This is a genomic window from Bacillus sp. T17B1, assembly GCF_026796395.1.
GTDB lineage: Bacteria > Bacillota > Bacilli > Bacillales > Bacillaceae > Bacillus > Bacillus spizizenii_A.
In genome coordinates this window covers 13913-33065 of sequence record NZ_JALAYA010000030.1, presented here as the reverse complement: position 1 = coordinate 33065, position 19153 = coordinate 13913, and the positions used below count along the sequence as shown (strand labels likewise).

The 19153-nt window shown below is 45.0% G+C and carries 16 protein-coding genes, 1 other RNA gene and 1 pseudogene; 3 read left to right on the top strand and 15 right to left on the bottom strand.

Features of this window, described 5'->3' with window-relative positions; all coding sequences use genetic code 11:
• Window positions 1-53: 53 nt before the first annotated feature.
• The 6 genes from MOF34_RS14585 to csoR form a co-directional block, all read right to left on the bottom strand.
• On the bottom strand, window positions 54-458 hold the full coding sequence (locus MOF34_RS14585) for a disulfide oxidoreductase (protein ID WP_268400632.1): 405 nt from the start codon (window positions 456-458) through the stop codon (window positions 54-56).
• A gap of 4 nt (window positions 459-462) precedes the next feature.
• Window positions 463-1131 carry a disulfide bond formation protein BdbD gene (gene bdbD, locus MOF34_RS14580; RefSeq protein WP_019715723.1) on the bottom strand — a complete coding sequence of 223 codons (669 nt, stop codon included), beginning with the start codon at window positions 1129-1131 and terminating at the stop codon, window positions 463-465.
• Between the two features lie 120 nt (window positions 1132-1251).
• Window positions 1252-3360, bottom strand: coding sequence for a heavy metal translocating P-type ATPase (locus tag MOF34_RS14575; RefSeq protein ID WP_268400631.1), 2109 nt, complete (start codon window positions 3358-3360; stop codon window positions 1252-1254).
• Between the two features lie 159 nt (window positions 3361-3519).
• Window positions 3520-5931, bottom strand: coding sequence for a copper-exporting P-type ATPase CopA (gene copA / locus MOF34_RS14570; RefSeq protein ID WP_268400630.1), 2412 nt, complete (start codon window positions 5929-5931; stop codon window positions 3520-3522).
• A gap of 84 nt (window positions 5932-6015) precedes the next feature.
• Window positions 6016-6225, bottom strand: coding sequence for a copper chaperone CopZ (gene copZ, locus MOF34_RS14565; RefSeq protein ID WP_003220010.1), 210 nt, complete (start codon window positions 6223-6225; stop codon window positions 6016-6018).
• Window positions 6226-6299: 74 nt separating this feature from the next.
• Window positions 6300-6605, bottom strand: coding sequence for a copper-sensing transcriptional repressor CsoR (gene csoR, locus MOF34_RS14560; protein WP_268400629.1), 306 nt, complete (start codon window positions 6603-6605; stop codon window positions 6300-6302).
• Window positions 6606-6730: 125 nt separating this feature from the next.
• Between csoR and MOF34_RS14555 the strand changes: the two genes are divergently transcribed.
• Complete coding sequence (locus MOF34_RS14555; RefSeq protein WP_268400628.1) at window positions 6731-7807, top strand: oxidoreductase; 1077 nt, start codon at window positions 6731-6733, stop codon at window positions 7805-7807.
• 37 nt (window positions 7808-7844) lie between these two features.
• Here the strand turns inward: MOF34_RS14555 and azoRB are convergent, their stop codons facing one another.
• From azoRB to MOF34_RS14530, 5 genes and pseudogenes are all read right to left on the bottom strand, one after another.
• Complete coding sequence (gene azoRB / locus MOF34_RS14550; protein WP_268400627.1) at window positions 7845-8480, bottom strand: FMN-dependent NADH-azoreductase AzoRB; 636 nt, start codon at window positions 8478-8480, stop codon at window positions 7845-7847.
• A gap of 159 nt (window positions 8481-8639) precedes the next feature.
• Window positions 8640-10538 carry an FUSC family protein gene (locus MOF34_RS14545; protein WP_268400626.1) on the bottom strand — a complete coding sequence of 633 codons (1899 nt, stop codon included), beginning with the start codon at window positions 10536-10538 and terminating at the stop codon, window positions 8640-8642.
• Between the two features lie 107 nt (window positions 10539-10645).
• A complete protein-coding gene (locus MOF34_RS14540; protein ID WP_014115161.1) occupies window positions 10646-11302 on the bottom strand; it encodes a GntR family transcriptional regulator in 657 nt (218 codons plus the stop codon).
• Window positions 11303-11309: 7 nt separating this feature from the next.
• The gene (locus MOF34_RS14535) at window positions 11310-12257 is read right to left on the bottom strand and encodes a DMT family transporter (RefSeq protein WP_268400625.1); all 948 of its coding nucleotides are present in this window, start codon (window positions 12255-12257) and stop codon (window positions 11310-11312) included.
• A 76-nt stretch (window positions 12258-12333) separates the two neighbouring features.
• Window positions 12334-13174 (bottom strand): annotated as a pseudogene (locus MOF34_RS14530) (SDR family NAD(P)-dependent oxidoreductase).
• Between the two features lie 513 nt (window positions 13175-13687).
• Here MOF34_RS14530 and MOF34_RS14525 point away from each other — a divergent pair.
• Window positions 13688-13906 carry a hypothetical protein gene (locus tag MOF34_RS14525; protein ID WP_032728320.1) on the top strand — a complete coding sequence of 73 codons (219 nt, stop codon included), beginning with the start codon at window positions 13688-13690 and terminating at the stop codon, window positions 13904-13906.
• A 14-nt stretch (window positions 13907-13920) separates the two neighbouring features.
• Here the strand turns inward: MOF34_RS14525 and MOF34_RS14520 are convergent, their stop codons facing one another.
• Window positions 13921-14244: a hypothetical protein gene (locus tag MOF34_RS14520; RefSeq protein ID WP_019715731.1), complete on the bottom strand. Its 324-nt coding sequence runs from the start codon at window positions 14242-14244 to the stop codon at window positions 13921-13923.
• A gap of 159 nt (window positions 14245-14403) precedes the next feature.
• On the opposite strand from MOF34_RS14520, the gene MOF34_RS14515 reads away from it, so the two are divergent.
• A complete protein-coding gene (locus MOF34_RS14515; protein ID WP_268400624.1) occupies window positions 14404-15051 on the top strand; it encodes a hypothetical protein in 648 nt (215 codons plus the stop codon).
• Window positions 15052-15656: 605 nt separating this feature from the next.
• On the opposite strand, the gene ssrA is transcribed toward MOF34_RS14515, so the two are convergent.
• The 3 genes from ssrA to rnr all read right to left on the bottom strand — a co-directional run bounded on the left by ssrA (window position 15657) and on the right by rnr (window position 19150).
• Window positions 15657-16019: a transfer-messenger RNA gene (gene ssrA, locus MOF34_RS14505) on the bottom strand.
• A gap of 176 nt (window positions 16020-16195) precedes the next feature.
• Window positions 16196-16666 (bottom strand): SsrA-binding protein, encoded by a 471-nt coding sequence (smpB, locus tag MOF34_RS14500; protein ID WP_003220025.1) that lies wholly within the window; start codon window positions 16664-16666, stop codon window positions 16196-16198.
• Between the two features lie 144 nt (window positions 16667-16810).
• A complete protein-coding gene (gene rnr, locus MOF34_RS14495) occupies window positions 16811-19150 on the bottom strand; it encodes a ribonuclease R (RefSeq protein WP_268400623.1) in 2340 nt (779 codons plus the stop codon).
• Window positions 19151-19153: the final 3 nt, after the last annotated feature.

Here is a 19153-nt window from a genome sequence, read left to right as displayed (position 1 = left end):
TAACTTTAGGGGGTCACTTCACATACGCGGGCGCTTTTTTGTTATTCTGATTTTTAGCCTTTCAGCAGACACATAAAAATAATAATTAGGATAAAAGCAATCAGGGCCAGGAATGGAATGGTCATAAAACCGAACCAGTTAATGTATTGGCCTGAGCATGGTACGCCGCTTACACACGGCTTAATGCCCGTAAAGCCGGGCACTTTTTGCTCTAAGTAGTGCATGATCGAAATAAATGCTCCGATAATCGCCATCGGAAGCACATATTTTTTTACGCGTGTGTCTCCTTGAAAGGTGGCGATGCCTAAAATCAGGACGAGCGGATACATGAGGATACGCTGGTACCAGCACAGTTCACATGGAATGAACTTTTTGATTTCGCTGAAATACAAGCTGCCGAGCATAGCGATAAGAGCCACAACCCAGGAAGCATATAAACATACAATTCTATTTTTCATATGATTACTTCCCTTTCAGCTCTTTTTCTATCGTTTCTTTGATTTCATCATAATCCGCAAAATTTTTGATCACTTTATCATTGACGTAAATCGTCGGTGTTGCTTTTATGTTCATTTTTTGATTAAGGTCAGAATCCTTTTCCACTTGAGAAGCGAATGTTTCCTTATCAAGATTGTCTTTGAGCGTCTCCGGTTTGATCTTTGTGGTGTTTTTTGCTAGATCCCCGAGAACAGCTGGGGTCACCCATTCCTGTTCTGTGTCCGGCTGTTTTTCGAACAGCTTTTCATGGAATGCCCAGAAAGAATCAGGATCTTCTTTCCATACTTCTTCTGATGCAAGAGCCGCTAATCTTGAACCTTTTCCATGGAACATGACGTTCACGAATGAAAATTTCACATCGCCCTTATCAATAAAGTCTTTTTGTATTTTTGGAAAGATGTCACTGTTAAACACCTTGCAAGATGGACATTTGTAATCTCCGAATTCTACTACAGTTACCGGTGCATCATCCTTGCCAAGCACAGGCTGGCCTTTGATAGACGGCTGTCCGGAAACCGCTTCATTGCCTTGTTCTGTTTTGTTATTAATGATGACAATGGCTGCTAGTAAGACAACAACCACAACCGTAAGGATGACCGCGAATTTCGCAGAAGACTGCTGTTTCTTTTTCACTCCGACACCTCATCGTTTTAAGATTAAAAAAAGAAGCGGATCGCAATAGACCCACTTCTTTATTTTAACAAGACAAGTGCCTATAAGAAAACCCCGAAAAAATGAATTCTCTCCGACAATTCATCCGTTTTTGAGACGCATGACGCGCATCGCGTTTGCCACAGCGAGCAGCGTAACGCCGACATCAGAGAAAACCGCTTCCCACATGGTTGCAATTCCAAACGCTCCAAGAATAAGAAAGATCGCTTTCACACCTAAAGCAAAGCCAATGTTTTGCCACACGATTCGGCGTGTCCGTTTCGCAATCCGAATTGCTTCCGCTATTTTTGACGGCTGATCTGTCATCAGTACGACGTCTGCGGCTTCTACCGCGGCGTCTGAGCCAAGGCCGCCCATGGCCGCTCCGATATCTGCGCGCGCAAGCACCGGCGTATCATTGATGCCGTCACCAACAAAAATGAGTTTTTCATTTGGCGAAAGCTTGGCTTCTAATGCTTCGACCCGCGCGACTTTATCCTGTGGCAGCAGCTCTGCATATACCTCGTCGATGCCAAGCTGTTTTCCGACGGCTTCTCCCGTTTGTTTCGAATCACCTGTCAGCATAACTGTCTGTCTGATTCCAAACGATTTCAGGTCAGCAATCGCCTGTGCTGCATCCTCTTTTACTTCATCCGCTATGATGATTGCTCCGGCATAGCGTTGATCAACAGCAATGTGTACGATTGTTCCGGCATTTAAAACCGGGACACCCTTAATCTGTTCTCTTTCCATGAGCTTTTTATTTCCAGCAAGGATCTCTGTTCCGTCTGCTTTTGCAAAAATACCATGGCCGGATATTTCCTCATATGACTCTATCGCGTCAGAGGAGAGCAATTTCCCGTAAGCTTTACGCACAGATTCGGCAATCGGATGCTGGGAATGAAGTTCAGCATATGCCGCCGCTTCAAGTAAACTTTCCTTTGTAAATCCTTCAGCAGGTTTGATTTCTGTCACTTCAAAGCTGCCTTTTGTTAATGTTCCTGTTTTATCAAACACTGCGTATTTGACTTGATTCAAGGCTTCTAAATAATTGCTTCCCTTCACAAGCACTCCGGCCTTTGAGGCTGCTCCGATTCCGCCAAAGAAACCGAGAGGAATAGAGACAACAAGCGCACATGGACAAGAAATCACTAAGAAAATAAGCGCACGGTACACCCAATCTGAAAATGCGGCGCCAGGAAGAACCAGCGGAGGGACAAAGGCCAGCAATACCGCGATAATCACAACAGCAGGTGTATAGTACTTGGCAAACTTCGTGATAAAGTTTTCTGTCCGGGCTTTACGGCTGCTCGCATTCTGAACCAAGTCTAATATTTTTGATACCGCGGACTCCTGGTAGCCCTTTGTGACTTCAATATGCAGAACGCCGTTTTGATTAATGAAGCCAGACATCACATCTTGTCCTTCTGCAGCTTTTCTCGGAACGGACTCACCTGTCAAAGCAGACGTATCAACCATCGCTGATCCCTGCACGATCTTACCGTCAAGGGGTATGCTTTCTCCCGGATTGACCACAATGATGTCTCCTGTCTGTACGTCCTCCGGAGAAACCAGTTCGATGCCGTTCTCTGTTTTGACATTGGCGTAATCAGGCCGGATGTCCATTAACGCAGTAATTGATTTTCTGGACCGGCTGACCGCAGCTCCTTGAAAAAGCTCACCAATTTGGTAAAACAGCATAACTGCGACGCCTTCAGGGTATTGCTGAATTAGAAAAGCGCCGATTGTGGCAAGAGCCATTAAGAAATGCTCATCAAACACCTGACCGCGGGCAATGTTTTTAACTGCACGGATGATAATGTCACCGCCAATGATCAAATAGGCAGCGAGGAAAAGGAAAAATTCGATTGTTCCGGAATGAACCAAATAGGCTGCTGCCCCGATAATGACAGCCGCCGCCATTCTGATCAGCATATTGATCATTCGATGACGATAGCCGTCATCAGCTGATTTCTTTTTATGCTTTTGACGAACTCTTACATGCGGATCGATTGATTTTACTTTTTTCTCTACTTTATTGGTGACCCATTGCTCTTCTTTCCCATCGGCTGAGACAGTTAAGGTGCTTGCCGCAAAGTTTACCGCGCATCCATCAATGCCTTTTATGCTTTTGACTCCATTTTCGATTTTTTGAGCACAATTGCTGCAATCCAAACCGTCCAGAACGTATTCCTGTTTCACTAGTCTCACCTTACCTTCCGATTTAGGGTTCCCTCTACAAAGCGTATCAATGAGTGTTGGTATTGAATTCTTATATATGAGCACATACTCATATAATGATTACATCTATTATATGTCGTTTTCCAAGAAAGTGTCAATGTAAAACAAAAACCGGCATATAGCCGGTTGTTATTTTACTTTCTGCAGACGCAGCGCATTCAGTACAACGGAAACGGAACTGAACGCCATTGCTGCTCCCGCTATCCATGGCGCTAAAAATCCGAGCGCCGCGATGGGGATGCCGAGACTGTTATAGCCAAGCGCCCAGAATAAGTTTTGTTTAATGTTTTTCATTGTCAGTCTGCTCATGCGAATGGCGTCGGCAATGCTGTTCAGGTCGCCGCGAATAAGCGTAATGTCTGCAGCTTCCATAGCAATGTCCGTGCCTGTTCCAATTGCCATGCCAATATCGGCTGTGGCAAGCGCCGGCGCATCGTTAATTCCATCGCCTACCATGGCAGTCTGCCGGCCTTCTTTTTGCAGGCGGGAAATTTCTGCTGCCTTTTGTTCAGGAAGGACTTCCGCTATGACACTCGTAATCCCCGCTTCCCTGGCGATGGCTTCAGCGGTTCTGCGGTTGTCTCCTGTCATCATGATGACATCCAGGCCCAACTTTTTCAGACGGGCTACTGCCGCCCGTGACGTGTCTTTTATCGTATCGGCAACCGCTACAAGGCCCGCGGCTTCACCATCAATGGATACAAGCATAACTGTTTTCCCTTCTGCCTCTAGTTCTTCCATTTGGGCAAGAAGGGCTCCATGCTCAACCTGTTCGCTCTCCATTAACTTTCTTGTGCCGACGAGAATGGTTTTTCCTCCGGCTTCAGCCAAAATGCCTGAGCCAATTTTTGCTTCAAAGCGGGTCAGCTTCGGTATCTCAAGCCCTTTTTCTTTCACACCTGCTACGATCGCTTCACCGAGCGGGTGCTCCGATCCCATTTCAGCTGCCGCCGCAAATTGAAGCAGATCAGTTTCTTCAGTACGGCCGAACGGAATGGCATCTGTCAGTCGCGGCTTCCCGTTTGTTACAGTTCCGGTTTTATCGAGAACAATCGTATCGAGACGATGTGTTTTTTCTAAATGCTCGCCGCCCTTAAAGAGAATCCCACATTCAGCAGCGCGCCCAGATCCAGCCATAATGCTCGTCGGAGTGGCAAGGCCCAAGGCGCACGGGCAGGCAATGACGAGAACGGCAATCAACTTACTGATCGCTTCGGAAAAATCGCCGGGAGCCGCCCAAAGATACCAAATGAGGAAAGTGAGAACGGCAATCCCCAATACGATGGGTACAAACATACCGGAAATCTGATCAGCGAGACGCTGGATCGGCGCTTTTGATCCTTGTGCTTCCTCGACAATTTTGATGATATGAGAAAGTGCCGTATCCTTTCCGACGTTGACAGCTTTGATTTTCAGGAAGCCGTTTGAGTTGACGGTTGCACCTGTCACGCTGTCACCTGGATTTTTGTCAACAGGAAGACTTTCACCTGTAATCATCGATTCATCTACTGCCGAGCGGCCTTCAACTACTTCTCCGTCGACAGGAATTCGTTCGCCCGGTTTGACGTAAACAATATCATTGACAAGCACTTCATCTATTGGAATGATTTTCTCCTGTCCTTCTCTTACGACAGTCGCTGTTTTCGCTTGAAGCTTCATCAACTTTTTAATGGCATCCGAAGAACGGCCCTTTGCTTTTGTTTCAAACAGCTTGCCTAATAAAATCAACGTCAGCAAAATTGCGCTTGTTTCATAGTAAAGACCGTCTGTATGCCCATGGGAACCGACGCTTCGAATCGTAAGATAAAGGCTGTAAGCGTAAGCAGCCGACGTTCCGAGCGCGACCAGTACATCCATATTGGCGCTCTTATTTCTGAGCGCCTTATACGCCCCCGCATAAAACGGCCAGCCGATCAGAAACTGGACTGGTGTCGCCAACGCAAACTGCATCCACGGATTGAGGAAAATATCCGGCACCCAAATGAACGATGTAAACGTAAAATGGCTCACCATCGCCCAAAGCAATGGGAATGACAGAACCGCTGAAAAGATCAGCCTCGCCGTTTGCTTCCTTTCTTCTTTCTTTTTAGAAGCTGCCGCTTCACGCTCCTCACCGCCCTTGGGCTGAAGCTTATATCCCAGCTTCTCTACCGCTTCTTTCAAATCGGTGACAGACGTTTCTTTTGAATTGTACTCGATTGTAACGTTTTCTAGAGCGAAGTTTACAGGAGCATTTGTGACGCCTTCTATCTTGTTAAGCCGCTTTTCAATCCGATTGGCGCAGGCCGCACAGGTCATGCCTTCAATATCGAATTCAGCTTTTTCTGTTATGACGTGATAGCCCAGCTTTTCAATTTTCTCCTGAATCGCTGCAGCCCCCGTTTCCGCAGGATTGAAGGTGACATTAGACGTTTCAGTTGCCAGATTGACATTGGCATCTGTGACACCCGGCATCCGCTTGAGTCCTTTTTCAATTCTGGATGCACATGCCGCACAGGTCATCCCAGATACCCGCATCGCGATTTCCTTTTGTTCACTCAACATACTCACTCCTTTATATACACCTGGGGGGTATATAAAAATGAAAGAAATATCGCGCCCTCCATAAAGGCGCGATACCTTGAATCATTCGGCTACATCATAGCCCTGATCTTCTATCGCATCCGCAATATCTTTGACTGATACTTTGTCAGCATCAAACGAAACATCGACTTTTCCTGCTTCCAGATTGACATGGACAGCATTGACGCCGTCCAGTTCTCCTACGCTTGATTCCACTGCTTTAACGCAGTGCTGACAAGACATTCCTTCAACTTGCAATGTTTTTTGTTCCATATGAATTCCTCCTGTTTGTTCTTTCTGTTTTCATCCTACCATACCCCCGTAGGGTATTACAATGAAAAAAGACTTTATGATTTTGTGAACTTTTTAAATACGTCCAAAAGCTCAGAAATGGCCTGTTCTCCGTCTCCGCTTTTGATGGCATCTGTTACACAATGATGGGCATGATCCTCAAGCAATTGAAGCGCCACGTTTTTCATTGCCGCCTGAACAGCTGAAATCTGCACAAGAATATCTACACAATATCTATCATGTTCCACCATATTTTGAATCCCTCTGACTTGGCCCTCTATCCGCTTTAGCCGGTTTGTGATTTGATCCTTTTCTTTCGAGCTTTTATGGTTTAATGCTTTATGTTCGTTATGCTTCTCCATGCGTACACCTCTGTTCCTTATATTAATTCCCATTATACTGATTGTCCAAACTGTTGTCTAAGCATGCCGCGGCAAAAATAAATCAGTTAGGTTTTACCATTTGTTCAGGAGGGTATACACTTCTTGTGAAAACGCTTTTAAAGGGGAGAAGAAAAGTGGATACAATAAAGGTTGGGATATTAGGATACGGACTTTCTGGTTCTGTTTTTCACGCACCGCTGCTTGCTGTTCTGGATGAGTATCACATCAGTAAGGTCATGACATCGCGGACAGAAGAAGTGAAACGGGATTTTCCGAATGCTGAAGTTGTGCATGAGCTTGAGGAAATAACAACTGACCCAGCCATTGAGCTTGTCATTGTCACCACCCCAAGCGGCCTTCATTATGAACATGCTATGGCATGCATTCAGGCCGGAAAACATGTTGTAATGGAAAAACCGATGACAGCGACGGCCGAAGAGGGGGAGAAATTAAAGAAGGCTGCTGATGAAAAAGGTGTATTGTTAAGCGTATATCATAACCGACGCTGGGATAACGACTTTTTAACAATTAAAAAGCTGATCGCTGACGGATCGCTTGAAGGTATCAATACATATCAAGTCTCCTATGACCGCTACAGACCTGAGGTTCAAGCACGGTGGCGTGAAAAAGAAGGCGCTGCCACTGGTACGCTGTATGATCTCGGCTCCCACATCATAGACCAAGCCCTCCATTTGTTCGGGATGCCTAAAGCCGTGACTGCAAACGTGATGGCCCAGCGTGAAAATGCGGAAACGGTGGACTATTTCCACTTGACGCTAGATTACGGCAAACTCCAAGCCATTCTATACGGAGGTTCGATCGTTCCGGCAAACGGCCCGCGTTATCAAATCCATGGACAGCATTCCAGCTTTGTAAAATACGGAATCGACGGACAGGAAGACGCACTCAGAGCGGGAAAAAAACCGGAGGATGACAGCTGGGGTGCAGATGACCCAGAGTATTACGGACAGCTGACAACCGTTCATGGGACGAACAAAAAAACCGAAACCATCCCATCAGTAAATGGCTCCTACCTTACCTATTACCGCAAAATAGCGGAAAGCCTACGGGAAGGCGCAGCGCTGCCAGTCACCGCTGAGGAAGGCATCGATGTCATCCGCATCATTGAAGCCGCGATGAAAAGCAGTGAAGAGAAACGCACCATTATGCTGGAGCAATAAATTAAAGCCTCCCCATGTCTCAGGGGAGGCTTTTTCATTAAAATGTTTTTCCTGCTTCTTTCGCACGTGCAATCGCTTCTTCTTTAATTTGCTGTGCTTTATCAGGCTCCGCATTATGACCCTCTACGAAAATGCCATCGAAGGAAGGTACACCGAAGAAGTTCATCATGATGCCGATGTAGCGGTGGCCCATTTCCATTTCAGCCGCAGGACCCTCTGAATAGTAGCCGCCTCGTGCTTGGATATGAACCGCTTTTTTATCAGTTAACAATCCGACAGGGCCTTGTTCAGTGTATTTGAATGATTTTCCTGCAACTGCAACAGAATCAAGATACGCTTTCATTACTGGCGGGAATGAGAAGTTCCATAATGGAGTAACGAATACGTACTTATCAGCAGATGCAAATTGGTCGCTAAGCTCTCCCAGACGGCTCACTTTTGCTTTTTCGCTTTCAGAAAGCTCTTCAAAGCCTGTGCCTGATTGAAGCTTGCCCCAGCCGCTGAAAACATCCGCGTCAATGTGCGGGATGTTTTCTTTGTACAAATCGATATGTACAACTTCATCGTTAGGATTTGCTTCTTTGTAAGACTCGATGAATGCTTTACCTGTTGCCATACTGTAAGAAGTTGCTTCATCATGCGGGTGAGCAGTGATATACAATACTTTTGCCATTTTAACCAGTCCTTTCGTTTTTAAAAATCACACATCAATTATTATCATACAGATGCACTGCCAATATTCTTTCTCTCTTACGGTTTATTATAGAGACAATAAAAATTACTTTCAAGTAAAATATCTCGGATTAAAGATTATTTAACTCTTCCAAACTGTTCACTTTTCAAAAGCTGTCCGCAAGCCGGAATACAATGCGGAGAGCTCTTTGCTGATCCTCGGGTAGTAAGGAACATTCGGTACTTGTATGTTCGCCGGCATCCTTTTCCTCAAAGCGGATTGCTCAGCCTGTTCAAAAAATGCCCTTAGCTGCTTCATCTCTTCTTCAGAAAACAGAGCAGGCGGTCGATGATGGGCTTGGGCCGAGAGCAAATAATACCCTAAGTGCTGAGCACCGGAAATGGCAGGCCAAAGCGCATCCGCATGAGTATTGGGAAATTCCCCAAGCGCTTTGTCATACGCATCCCGAAGCCTGACCAGGCTCACCCTTAACCGGTGTTCGTCTGCTTTCTGCCCGGTTAACAGCTTCTCCATAAACTGCCCTTCCGTCCGGATCACGTCTCGCATCAGTTCAGGCAGCCGCTTCGTTGAAAACCGCCTCCACAAGAGCATCGTTCCCAATAGGCCGATCACACTGCCGACAGCTACATCCGTCAACCTCGCTATCATAAAATAACCGACGTCCGCGCCGCCATGCATGCTTTCTGTGATGACAAGCGCATTTGCGGTCAAAAAAGGAACGGCCAGCGCATAATTGCGGACAATCAGCATCTCAAGAAGACATTGCAGCGCTGCAATACATAACGCAATATAAACACCGCCTGGTTTAACAAACAGGATTGCGCCTGCCAGCCCCACACCGATCACAGTTCCGGCCGAACGCTGAATGGCCCTGTGAAGCGTAAAGACAACAGTAGTGCCAAGCATGACCGCTGCTGCCGAAAGCGGAATCCAATAGGAGCGTGCAAAACCGAAAGTGAGGGCAAACATATCGGCGGCAAACAGCACAATCCCGTACTTTAACGACCGTATCAAGACGGGAGACTGCCAGTCAAAGGCATTTCTCAGAAAGTAGAAAGAGGCTGGCAGGCGGCTCGGTTCCTCGTCCAGCTGCTTATCAAACCGCCCTAAAGCGATATGCAAAGCATCATTGATTTCTCCAAACAGCTTCCGGCTTGGCTCTGATTCATTCTTGTTAATATGAAATGCACTGGAAACACGGGCATGCCCAAGCATATCTCCGGTTTGGCGGAGTGCCCTTTCAATCTGTGCCTTCTCTCCGTCTGGCGTTTCAGCTGAAAAATGAATAATAGTAAGGAATATGTCGTCAGCTTTTTCGAGCAGACGGAAAAAACGTTCATCATGCTGCGATTTTTTCTTCCTGTTCCCCTTGCCGAGAACCGTTTGACGAGCTGTTCTGAGCATGAGCACCGTCTGATGCTGCGCGTTATGAAAGCCTGACGTCCCGACCGCCGAAAGACATGCTGCCAGCTGATGATATGTTTTTTGCAGAACAGCCTCCTCCGGTCCATGTTTTTTCCATAACCACCCGATTAAAGCGATGCCCATGGCGAAAATGCCGCCGAGAAACGTCAATCCCGCTCTGAACAGCGCTTGTGAAGGATCGGCCGGCAGCCCGGAGCTGACTAAAAAAGCAAGAACAAAAAACATTGGCGCAGGGCCTTGTATACCGAGCGCGCTAAAAATAAACATCGCCGTTGCGCCGATTAGCCCCAGGACAGCTGCCATCCCCCAAACCGTACCGGACAAAAGTGTGCCTAATCCAAAAGAAAGGGCAATCCCAATGGAAACCAAGAGCAGCTTCAAAGCGCGCTTTTTATACGATTCACCGCCCGCATATAAATAAACAAAGCCACCGATGCTTGCAGTTAAGCCGTAATCCATGTGCCCCGCCAATACGCCGATCAGCACAGGAAACCCCGATGCGATGCCTGATCCGATTGCCTTTCTCCATGGAAAAGGATGTGCATGAATGCGAAAGGCATCTTTCACAATGCTTGGCATGCTTCTTTGATTGTTTTCAGTAGTCTTGTTCATATGACAAAATCCTCTTCAATGAATATGTAGAACTCTTCCCGTTTATCCGCTATAGTATGTCCCAATAACGTATAAGACAGGCAGAGACCGTACCGTCTCTGCCTGTCTTACATCAATTTATTCGCAATATCCTGAATTGGCTTAATCCAGTTGCTGTACGTCAGCTCGGCCGCTTTTTTTCGATCCTTCTCCTTACATGCCTGAATGATTTGTTCATGCTCTTCAATCGAATTTTGCGGCGATTTGAAAAAAAGATATTCAAGCCGAAGAATATGCATATGAAGAACAGATGTGAAATTGCGGATATATTCATTATCGGCCGCATCAATCATGACATCATGAAACGTTTTATCAAGCCCAAGCACTTCATAGATTTCATTTCGGTCAATAGCAGCCTTCATTTGCTGATTGATCGCCGCCATCTCCTCCAAGTGGGATGACTGAATGTTTTCAATAGCCAGTTCGGCAGCGGTGGATTGCAGAGCCGCCATTGGCGGATAAACCTTGAAAACATCGTTTTTTTCAATTTGTGAAATTCTTGTTTCTTTCCCCGGTGACATTTCAACAAAGCCTTGTACTGCCAATAATTGCAGAGCTTCTCTGACTGGCGTTCTGCTGACGCCAAGCGCTTTCGCTAACTCGTCGTCATTGATTTTTTCTCCAGGAGCAAGAATGCCTTCCACGATCCATTTTTGAATTTGTTCCAATGCAATCGTTTTAGCTGTCTGCCTGACAGGCTTCGGGGTATTTGACGGGATTGGCATAAAAGCATCACCTCTGAATATTGGTTTGTTTTTTTAACGCCGCCGATTTGCCGGCACTCTTCTTTTGCGATAAAACAAAAATCATTACCAAAATACATGCTGCTCCTGCCGCTTGATATAATCCAAAGGACACACCGAGCCACAGAATGGAGGATGCCACTGCCGCAACTGGCTCAGAGCACCCAAGCATGCTCGCTTCTTGCGGAAATAAGTATTTCAAGCTTGTCAAATACATATAAAAACCCAATAGCGTTCCGAAAATGACAATAAAACCGACTGATACGTTCTCAGAAATCGTCCATCCCTGTACATCAACGTCCCATGGGGGATGGATAAAGCCCATGCCAATGCCTCCGATCAGCATTCCCCAGCCAATGACGAGAGCAGATCCCCATTTTTTCAAGAGAGAACTGGAGTACAGCGTATAAAAGGCAAGAGCCGCAGCAGAAAGCAAGCCCCATATGACAGACAAAGGCGAGACGGTTAAATTATTAATACTTCCATTGGTCAGCAATAAAAAAGTGCCTCCCATAGCCAGCACAAGTGCGCAAATATCTGCAGACTGAAAGGAATTCTTCCGTGTCACAAGCATAAACAGCACAATCATAACGGGTGCCAAGTACTGAAGAAGCGTAGCTACAGCTGCATTTCCAGTTCCGATTGAAGCTAAAAATGTATACTGAACGCCCAGCATGCCGACAATCCCGAAAACAATCAGCTGGATAGCCGATTTTTGATCTTTCCATATCTCCCACACAGCACGTCTGTTTTTACCGGCAGATATGATCATCAGCAAAAGCAAGCCAGATAAAAGCAAACGCACGGTGACAAGCCACTCTACCGACACATCACTTGTTTCAAACAAATGCTGGGCAACAGTTCCCGATAATCCCCAAAAAGCAGCTCCAACAATGACCATAAAAAATCCGTACATCCGTTGTTTTTGAGTCGCCAACGTATATCCTCCTGACAGGTAATATGCAATATATTATATATTATATCGTTTCACTTTTCTGAAAACAAAGGTTTCTTTACAAAAATAGTGACATAAAAAACCTCTCCCTAATGGGAGAAGTTAAAAGACACTGGCGGACCAAACCGCCGTCTGCCCGAAGTGCCGCGCCATTGCTCGCAGAGGAAAGCGGACTGCTTAAAAATGTAACGAAGTGGGCGATTTCTTCCGGTCGGATCAGTCTTTGAATGATGGATGTCGGCCGGTTTTCTTTTATAAAACGTGCCTCAGCTTCTTGAACTGTCAGGTTTTCACCAGGATACAGCGAATTCAGCATGGTTTCCACACCCTCTGTTAAGGTAGAGCCCGGCATGACGGTGTTGACTGTGACATTCGTGCCGGTTGCCAGCTCCGCCAAACTGCGGGAAATGGACAGCTGCATCGTTTTTGTTGCACTGTAATGGGCCATTTCCTGTGACGGCATAATCGCCGCTTCACTGGCAATGAAAAATCACACGCACTTCTTTTTTCTCTATCATGTTGTGCAAATACTTGCGTGTCAGCCTTACTCCGCTCATAATGTTCACTTCAAAAAAACGAAACCACTCATCATCAGGGATATCAAAGTACTCCGCCGGTTCAAAAATCCCTAAATTGTTAACCAAAATATCAACCTCTGGGTATGCCTGAAACAGGTCATTGCATCCTTCCTCTGTTCCCAAATCATATGCGGCCGGATAAAGGACCGCTTCAGAATGCTGTGTTTTCAATTCATCTATCGTCTGATTCACTTTCTTTTCCCGGCGTCCGTTAATGATCACTGCCGCACCTTCTTCAGCTAACGAAGAGGCAATGGCTTTCCCGATCCCCGATGTCGAACCGGTCACCAGTGCGGTTTTTCCTTGTACATTCAGCTTCATTCTACATCCCTCCGTTTTGATTCCCTCTTATTTATTGACAGAAATCTGATTGGTGAAACATCTGCTCTGCAATCAGTATGAAACAACTTGGATTGAAATAATTTTTGTGCTGTAATTTGGAGAAAAAAATAAAGCATAACCCCTTAAGAGGTTCTGCTTTATTGTCAGTATGTATGGAGACGGTGGGAGTCTATTATACTACATTTATATATTTTTAAAATGGTGGAAAAACGTTGATAAATAAGGATTTTCATTGCATTCATTTTGTTATTTTGGTCGAATAAAACTATTTTTTTATGAATTTGTTGCCAAAATGTTGCCACGGAAATCCTTTCTCTCAGATATAATTGAATTAAAGTTACTGTCATTTTATTTATGATGGGAGCCAAAACAAATGAAGAATAAAAAACTTGATCCGCCAGTAGGTACATATTATGATCCAGCCATCGGGATGCGGTGTGATCCGCCTGTTGGTATGGGACGTGAGTAAGAAGCCAGGGAATACAAATGAGGTTGACAGACTTTGAGCGAAAGTTATATCAGATCATTGCAAACATGAGTTTATACGGAAAGAACCCGACTTTGCCAGAACTAATAAGAAAGACGGGAAAAAGCGAACAGGAAATACGAGAGGCCACAAAAAACTTGACCCGCAAAGGCGCTCTTTCATGGGACAAAAAAAATATGGATTATTTTAAAAAGCCCTTCTCATATGAGTTGGGCTTATTTTGATGAGGATAATATTTTTATCTTTCCTCAATAGGATTGTGTTTTGTTGCTTTCAACCCTGTTATAACTTTCTTGATGGTCCTTAGTAATACATAAACCATCAGAACGGCGATTAAATAATTAACAACATTAAACTCTGTCTTTATGAATTCTGTTGGAGTAAATAACAAAAACCTATTTCCTACAAACCCATCATAGCTACGATAAATCACAAATTGAATAGGGAAACCGAGAGCATACCCCAATTCTGAAACCTTCTCATAGGGTATTACAAAAATCGAAATAAGTGGAACCAGAAAGCTTATCAAACCTAACTTGTATTTTTTTAATCGGTTTTTCATGCAATCACTCCCTTCCCCTTATATGTTACCCGGCAATTATAACATATCCAAATAAATAAATTTATTGAAAAATATAAATATTTTGGTTTTTTATGGATTTCGGGACTTTTATATGTTTTAATTGGTTTGTAAGAACTAAATTAAATGGAGGTTGAAAGTATGAAAAGGATTTTAGTCTTAGTCATTGCCCTTGGCTTGGCTTTTGTTCCTTTTGCTTCAGCCAACGCAGAATCCACAACAAAAGAGATTGCTGAAACAAGGAACCAAGTGGAAGAATTACAAAAGGACCTTGGTTTTGAATTAGTGGATGTCTCAAGCGAAGAATTTTCAAGTTTATCTAAAAAGGATTTTTTGAAGTTTGATTCAGTTCAGGATTTTGAAGAGTTTATTAAAAATGCTCAACAACCACAAGAGTTTGAAGAGACTATTAATGTTAGTGAAGGTACTCCCCTAATAAAACCACAAATAAATGATTCACATGTTATCAATTGGTGGGCGCCTTTTACAGGCTGGGGTATGACAGGGATGGCTTGCTGGAAAAATATCGCGTTTAATTATAAATACAAATTTGTAAATAGTAAGCCTCAGTTCACTGAAGTGTCAGGTATTAACTCTTATGTTACTGGACTTAACGTAGCTTGGTGGAAACAGACAGGAAAAAGTTATAATATCACTACAACTAAAACAACTAAAGACACTGCAAAAATTAAAGTTGTAGGGGCAATGGTTCTCGGTGTTGACATTAAAGGGTTTACGATTGGGGCTAAAATCGGACAAACTTGGAACGGCAGTTTGCGACTATATTAGAAGTAAAAAGGGGTATTGGACCCCTTTTTATTTTATTCTCATTTTGCTATAAAGTGCATATATAGAGACACAAGAAAGCTTATACCAATAAAGATTCATGTTTTGCTTTTTATGTTCGCCCCATAGATACCTTTTGAAGATAGCCCGTGCATTAGCTGGAACGCTTGACTGCATTTGCTGTTTTCGGAAGTAACCAAACCATGCTCTCCGGCTCCGCACCTTTTTAAATTTCAATGCCTTAATCACACCGATTAGGCTGTCAAAATGTTGGTCATCAGCATTAAATCAGGATATCTCACCCCAAAAACCTCGCTAAACCCTTTCTTTTAATCAACTCCTTAGAGGCAAAATAGAAACACCTCCATGAGTGTTGGTTAACTTCCTAAATCTATGATAACCGGGACTGTAGCTGGATCAGCCGAAACAGGCGATGGAGCAATAAAAGACACAAAAAAAGCGCTGAAAGGACAGCGCCGATTACATCAGATTATAGGGTTTTGGGTTCCTTTTAGCATAGCGACAAGTAAGATTGACTGACTGTACGAAAAAACCGCAGTGCCCTCGAAAGCTTTAGAAGCCTTGATAGCACTGCGGTTTCAAAGTATGTATGGAGACGGTGGGAGTCGAACCCACGTCCAGAAACATCGATTACTTAAGCGTCTACGAGCGTAGCCTGCATATTTGTAGTTTCACTCATCTTCTTGCCTGCGGGCGGGCCTTCCGAGAGCTAGTCTGTTCATCTCTTCTTACGTTCTCAGACGGGAACGCAAGCGTAGCCTACTTGGATGTGCTCTTCACAGACACATAGGCAATGTCAGGAAGAGCTCGCTGCGCTTATTAGGCAGCTAATGCTACGTTTTGGTTAAAACTGTTAGTTTTGCCAGTTATATTTAGATGCGTGTTTACGAGATCGCCTCTCGGCTCGCAGCTCAAGCTCGATCCATCCCTGTCGAATCCGTAACGTCCCCTTGTTATAAGGGAAATACGGGAGAAAATATCAAGCTCTCACTCAAACTGGCTATAGTCTTATTATAACATGATCACGGCGCTTTTCAATTGTAAAATCCTTCAAATAAGCAGCGTTATGATCTGTTCGTGAACACAGTATAGCACAGGCCTGATTTTTGAATCAAGCACTATGCCTTTAGAAGCCCTTTTGACTGTCTCTGAACGCTCTCTCGATTTCCCGCTTCGCGTCCTTCCGCTTCAGGTCTTCCCGTTTGTCATAGTTCTTCTTCCCTTTTCCAAGGCCGAGAAGCACTTTGGCAAAGCCGTTTTTCAAATACAGCTTCAGCGGAACGAGAGAATAGCCTTTTTCCTTTGTTAACCCGATCAGCTTATTAATCTCCTTGCGGTGCATTAACAGCTTTCTCGTCCGAAGCGGATCGTGGTTATAGCGGTTTCCCTGCTCATACGGGCTGACGTGCATATTGTGGAGAAACACTTCTCCCCGTTCGATTTTGGCGAAGGAATCCTTAAGGTTTACGCGGCCGGCACGAATCGACTTGATTTCAGTTCCTTGGAGAACGATGCCTGTTTCATAGGTTTCTTCTATAAAATAATCGTGATTGGCTTTCTTATTTTGAGATAATACTTTTCCTGACCCTTTTGGCATGCCAGAACCTCCTCTCTCTAAGGAAAAACTGTCCACCTTTTGCGATACGCTCTATTTTACCAAATGTCACGTACCGCTACAATGAAAAGCTGTTTCCGAAAGAAAGCAAATAGAGCACTGCGGCCCTATTTGCTGGTTGAGCTGCTATTTCTTCTTTTTCCGTTTCTGTTTCGGTGCATTTTGGAAGCCGCGTTTTTTCTTTTTCTTCTTTGGTTTTGTAAACCACTCACCTTTTTCCTCAGACGGAGCTGGAGAAACAGGTGTATTGGTGCTTTGGACGCGTTTTCTGGCAGGCTTTCCGCGTTTTCTGCTCCGGCTGCTGTCCAGTTCTCTCGGACGCCGCGGAGAGCCCTTCATGCCGACAATTTCAAAGTCGATGTTGCGCTCGTCTTTGTTGACATCGACGACCTTGACTGTGATTTCATCCCCGATACGGAAGACATTGCCTGTTCGCTCACCGATCATCGCAAAATGCTGTTCGTCAAAGCGGTAGTAGTCATCCGTCATAAAGCTGACGTGAACGAGGCCTTCGATTGTATTTGGCAGCTCGACAAACATTCCGAAGTTTGTCACAGAGCTGATCATGCCGTCAAACTCTTCACCGATTTTATCAAGCATGTATTCCGCTTTTTTCAGATCATCCGTTTCACGCTCGGCGTCAACTGCACGGCGCTCCATCGTTGATGTATGCTCGGCGATATCCGGCAGGCGTTCAGCCCACTTTTCCTGTGTCGCTTCATCGACTTTGCCGTTGATTAAGTACGTTCTGATCAGACGGTGGACGATTAAGTCCGGGTAACGGCGGATCGGTGATGTGAAATGCGTATAGAATTCCGTTGACAGACCGAAGTGCCCTAAGCTTTGCGGGTCGTATTTCGCCTGTTTCATCGAACGGAGCATGACAGTAGATATCACTGTTTCTTCAGGTCTGTCACGCACAGCGTCCAGAATGCTTTGCAGCGCGCGCGGATGAATATCTCCCGCCGTTCCTTTCACCACATAGCCAAATGTCGTTACGAACTCTAAAAACTTTTGCAGCTTTTCAGCATTCGGCTCTTCGTGAATCCGGTATATAAACGGGACGTTCATCCAATGGAAATGCTCCGCTACCGTTTCGTTCGCCACAAGCATAAATTCTTCGATCAGCTTCTCGGCGACAGAGCGTTCTCTGATGACAACGTCTTTAACCGCCCCTTCTTCATCGACAAGCACCTTTGCTTCTTTGAAATCAAAATCAACGGCGCCGCGGTTCATCCGCTTATCGCGCAGAATTTGAGCCAGGCGCTCCATGTCTTTGAACATTGGTACAAGAGGCTCGTATTTTTGTTTCAGCTCTTCATCATCTTCAACAAGAATTTGATTCACATCTGAATACGTCATTCTTTCCGTTGTTTTGATGACACTTTGGAAGATCTCGTGCTCTGTCACCTGTCCCTGACTGTTAATTGTCATTTCACAAGAGAGCGTCAGGCGGTCAACCTTTGGATTTAAGGAACAAATGCCGTTTGACAGTCTGTGCGGTATCATTGGGATGACACGGTCAACCAAATACACACTCGTCCCTCTTTCTAGCGCTTCTTTGTCAATCGGCGAATTTTCGGTTACGTAATGGCTGACATCAGCAATGTGAACGCCAAGCTTGTAGCTTCCGTCATCAAGCTTCGTCACGGTAACTGCATCATCCAAATCCTTCGCGTCCGCACCATCAATGGTGACAATCACCTGGTCACGGAGATCACGGCGGTCTTTCAGATCTTTTTCATCAATTGTGTCAGGCGTACTTGATGCCTGTTCCATCGCATCAGCAGGAAAATCTCCCGGCAGGCCATGCTTATGAATGACTGATAAAATATCAATCCCCGGATCATTTTTGTGGCCGAGAATGGTTTCAATCTCGCCCTCTGCGTTCATGCGGCCTTCTGGATAGCTCGTCAGCTTGACAACAACCTTGTGTCCTTCCGCAGCACCGTTTTTCCCGTTTTTCGGGATAAAGATGTCGCTTGTGATTTTTTTGTCGTCCGGAATGACAAAGCCGAAGTTTCTTGTTTCTGTATACGTACCGACAACCCGCTGAATCGCTCTTTCTAAAATGCGGATGACAGTTCCTTCCTGTCTGGAGCCGCTTGACTGTGAATTCAGACGAACCATGACGATATCGCCGTTCATTGCCGTATTCAGCTCATTAGGCGGAATAAACACATCGCTTAACGACGTATCCTCAGGCAGTAAAAAGGCAAATCCTTTTGCATGTGCTGAAATCTTTCCTTTTATTAAATTCATCTTCTCCGGAATGCCGTAGCGGTCGCTTCTCGTCCGTACGATAAGCCCTTTTTCTTCCAAGGCGACTAACGCTTTGACGAGCTCTTTAAACTCCTCGGCTTCCGTAATATTTAACATCTCCTCAAGTTCCTGAACAGTCAGAGGCTTGTATGCCTCTTCCTTCATAAACGAGAGAAGCTTATCCATAAATGCTTCTTTTTCCATTAT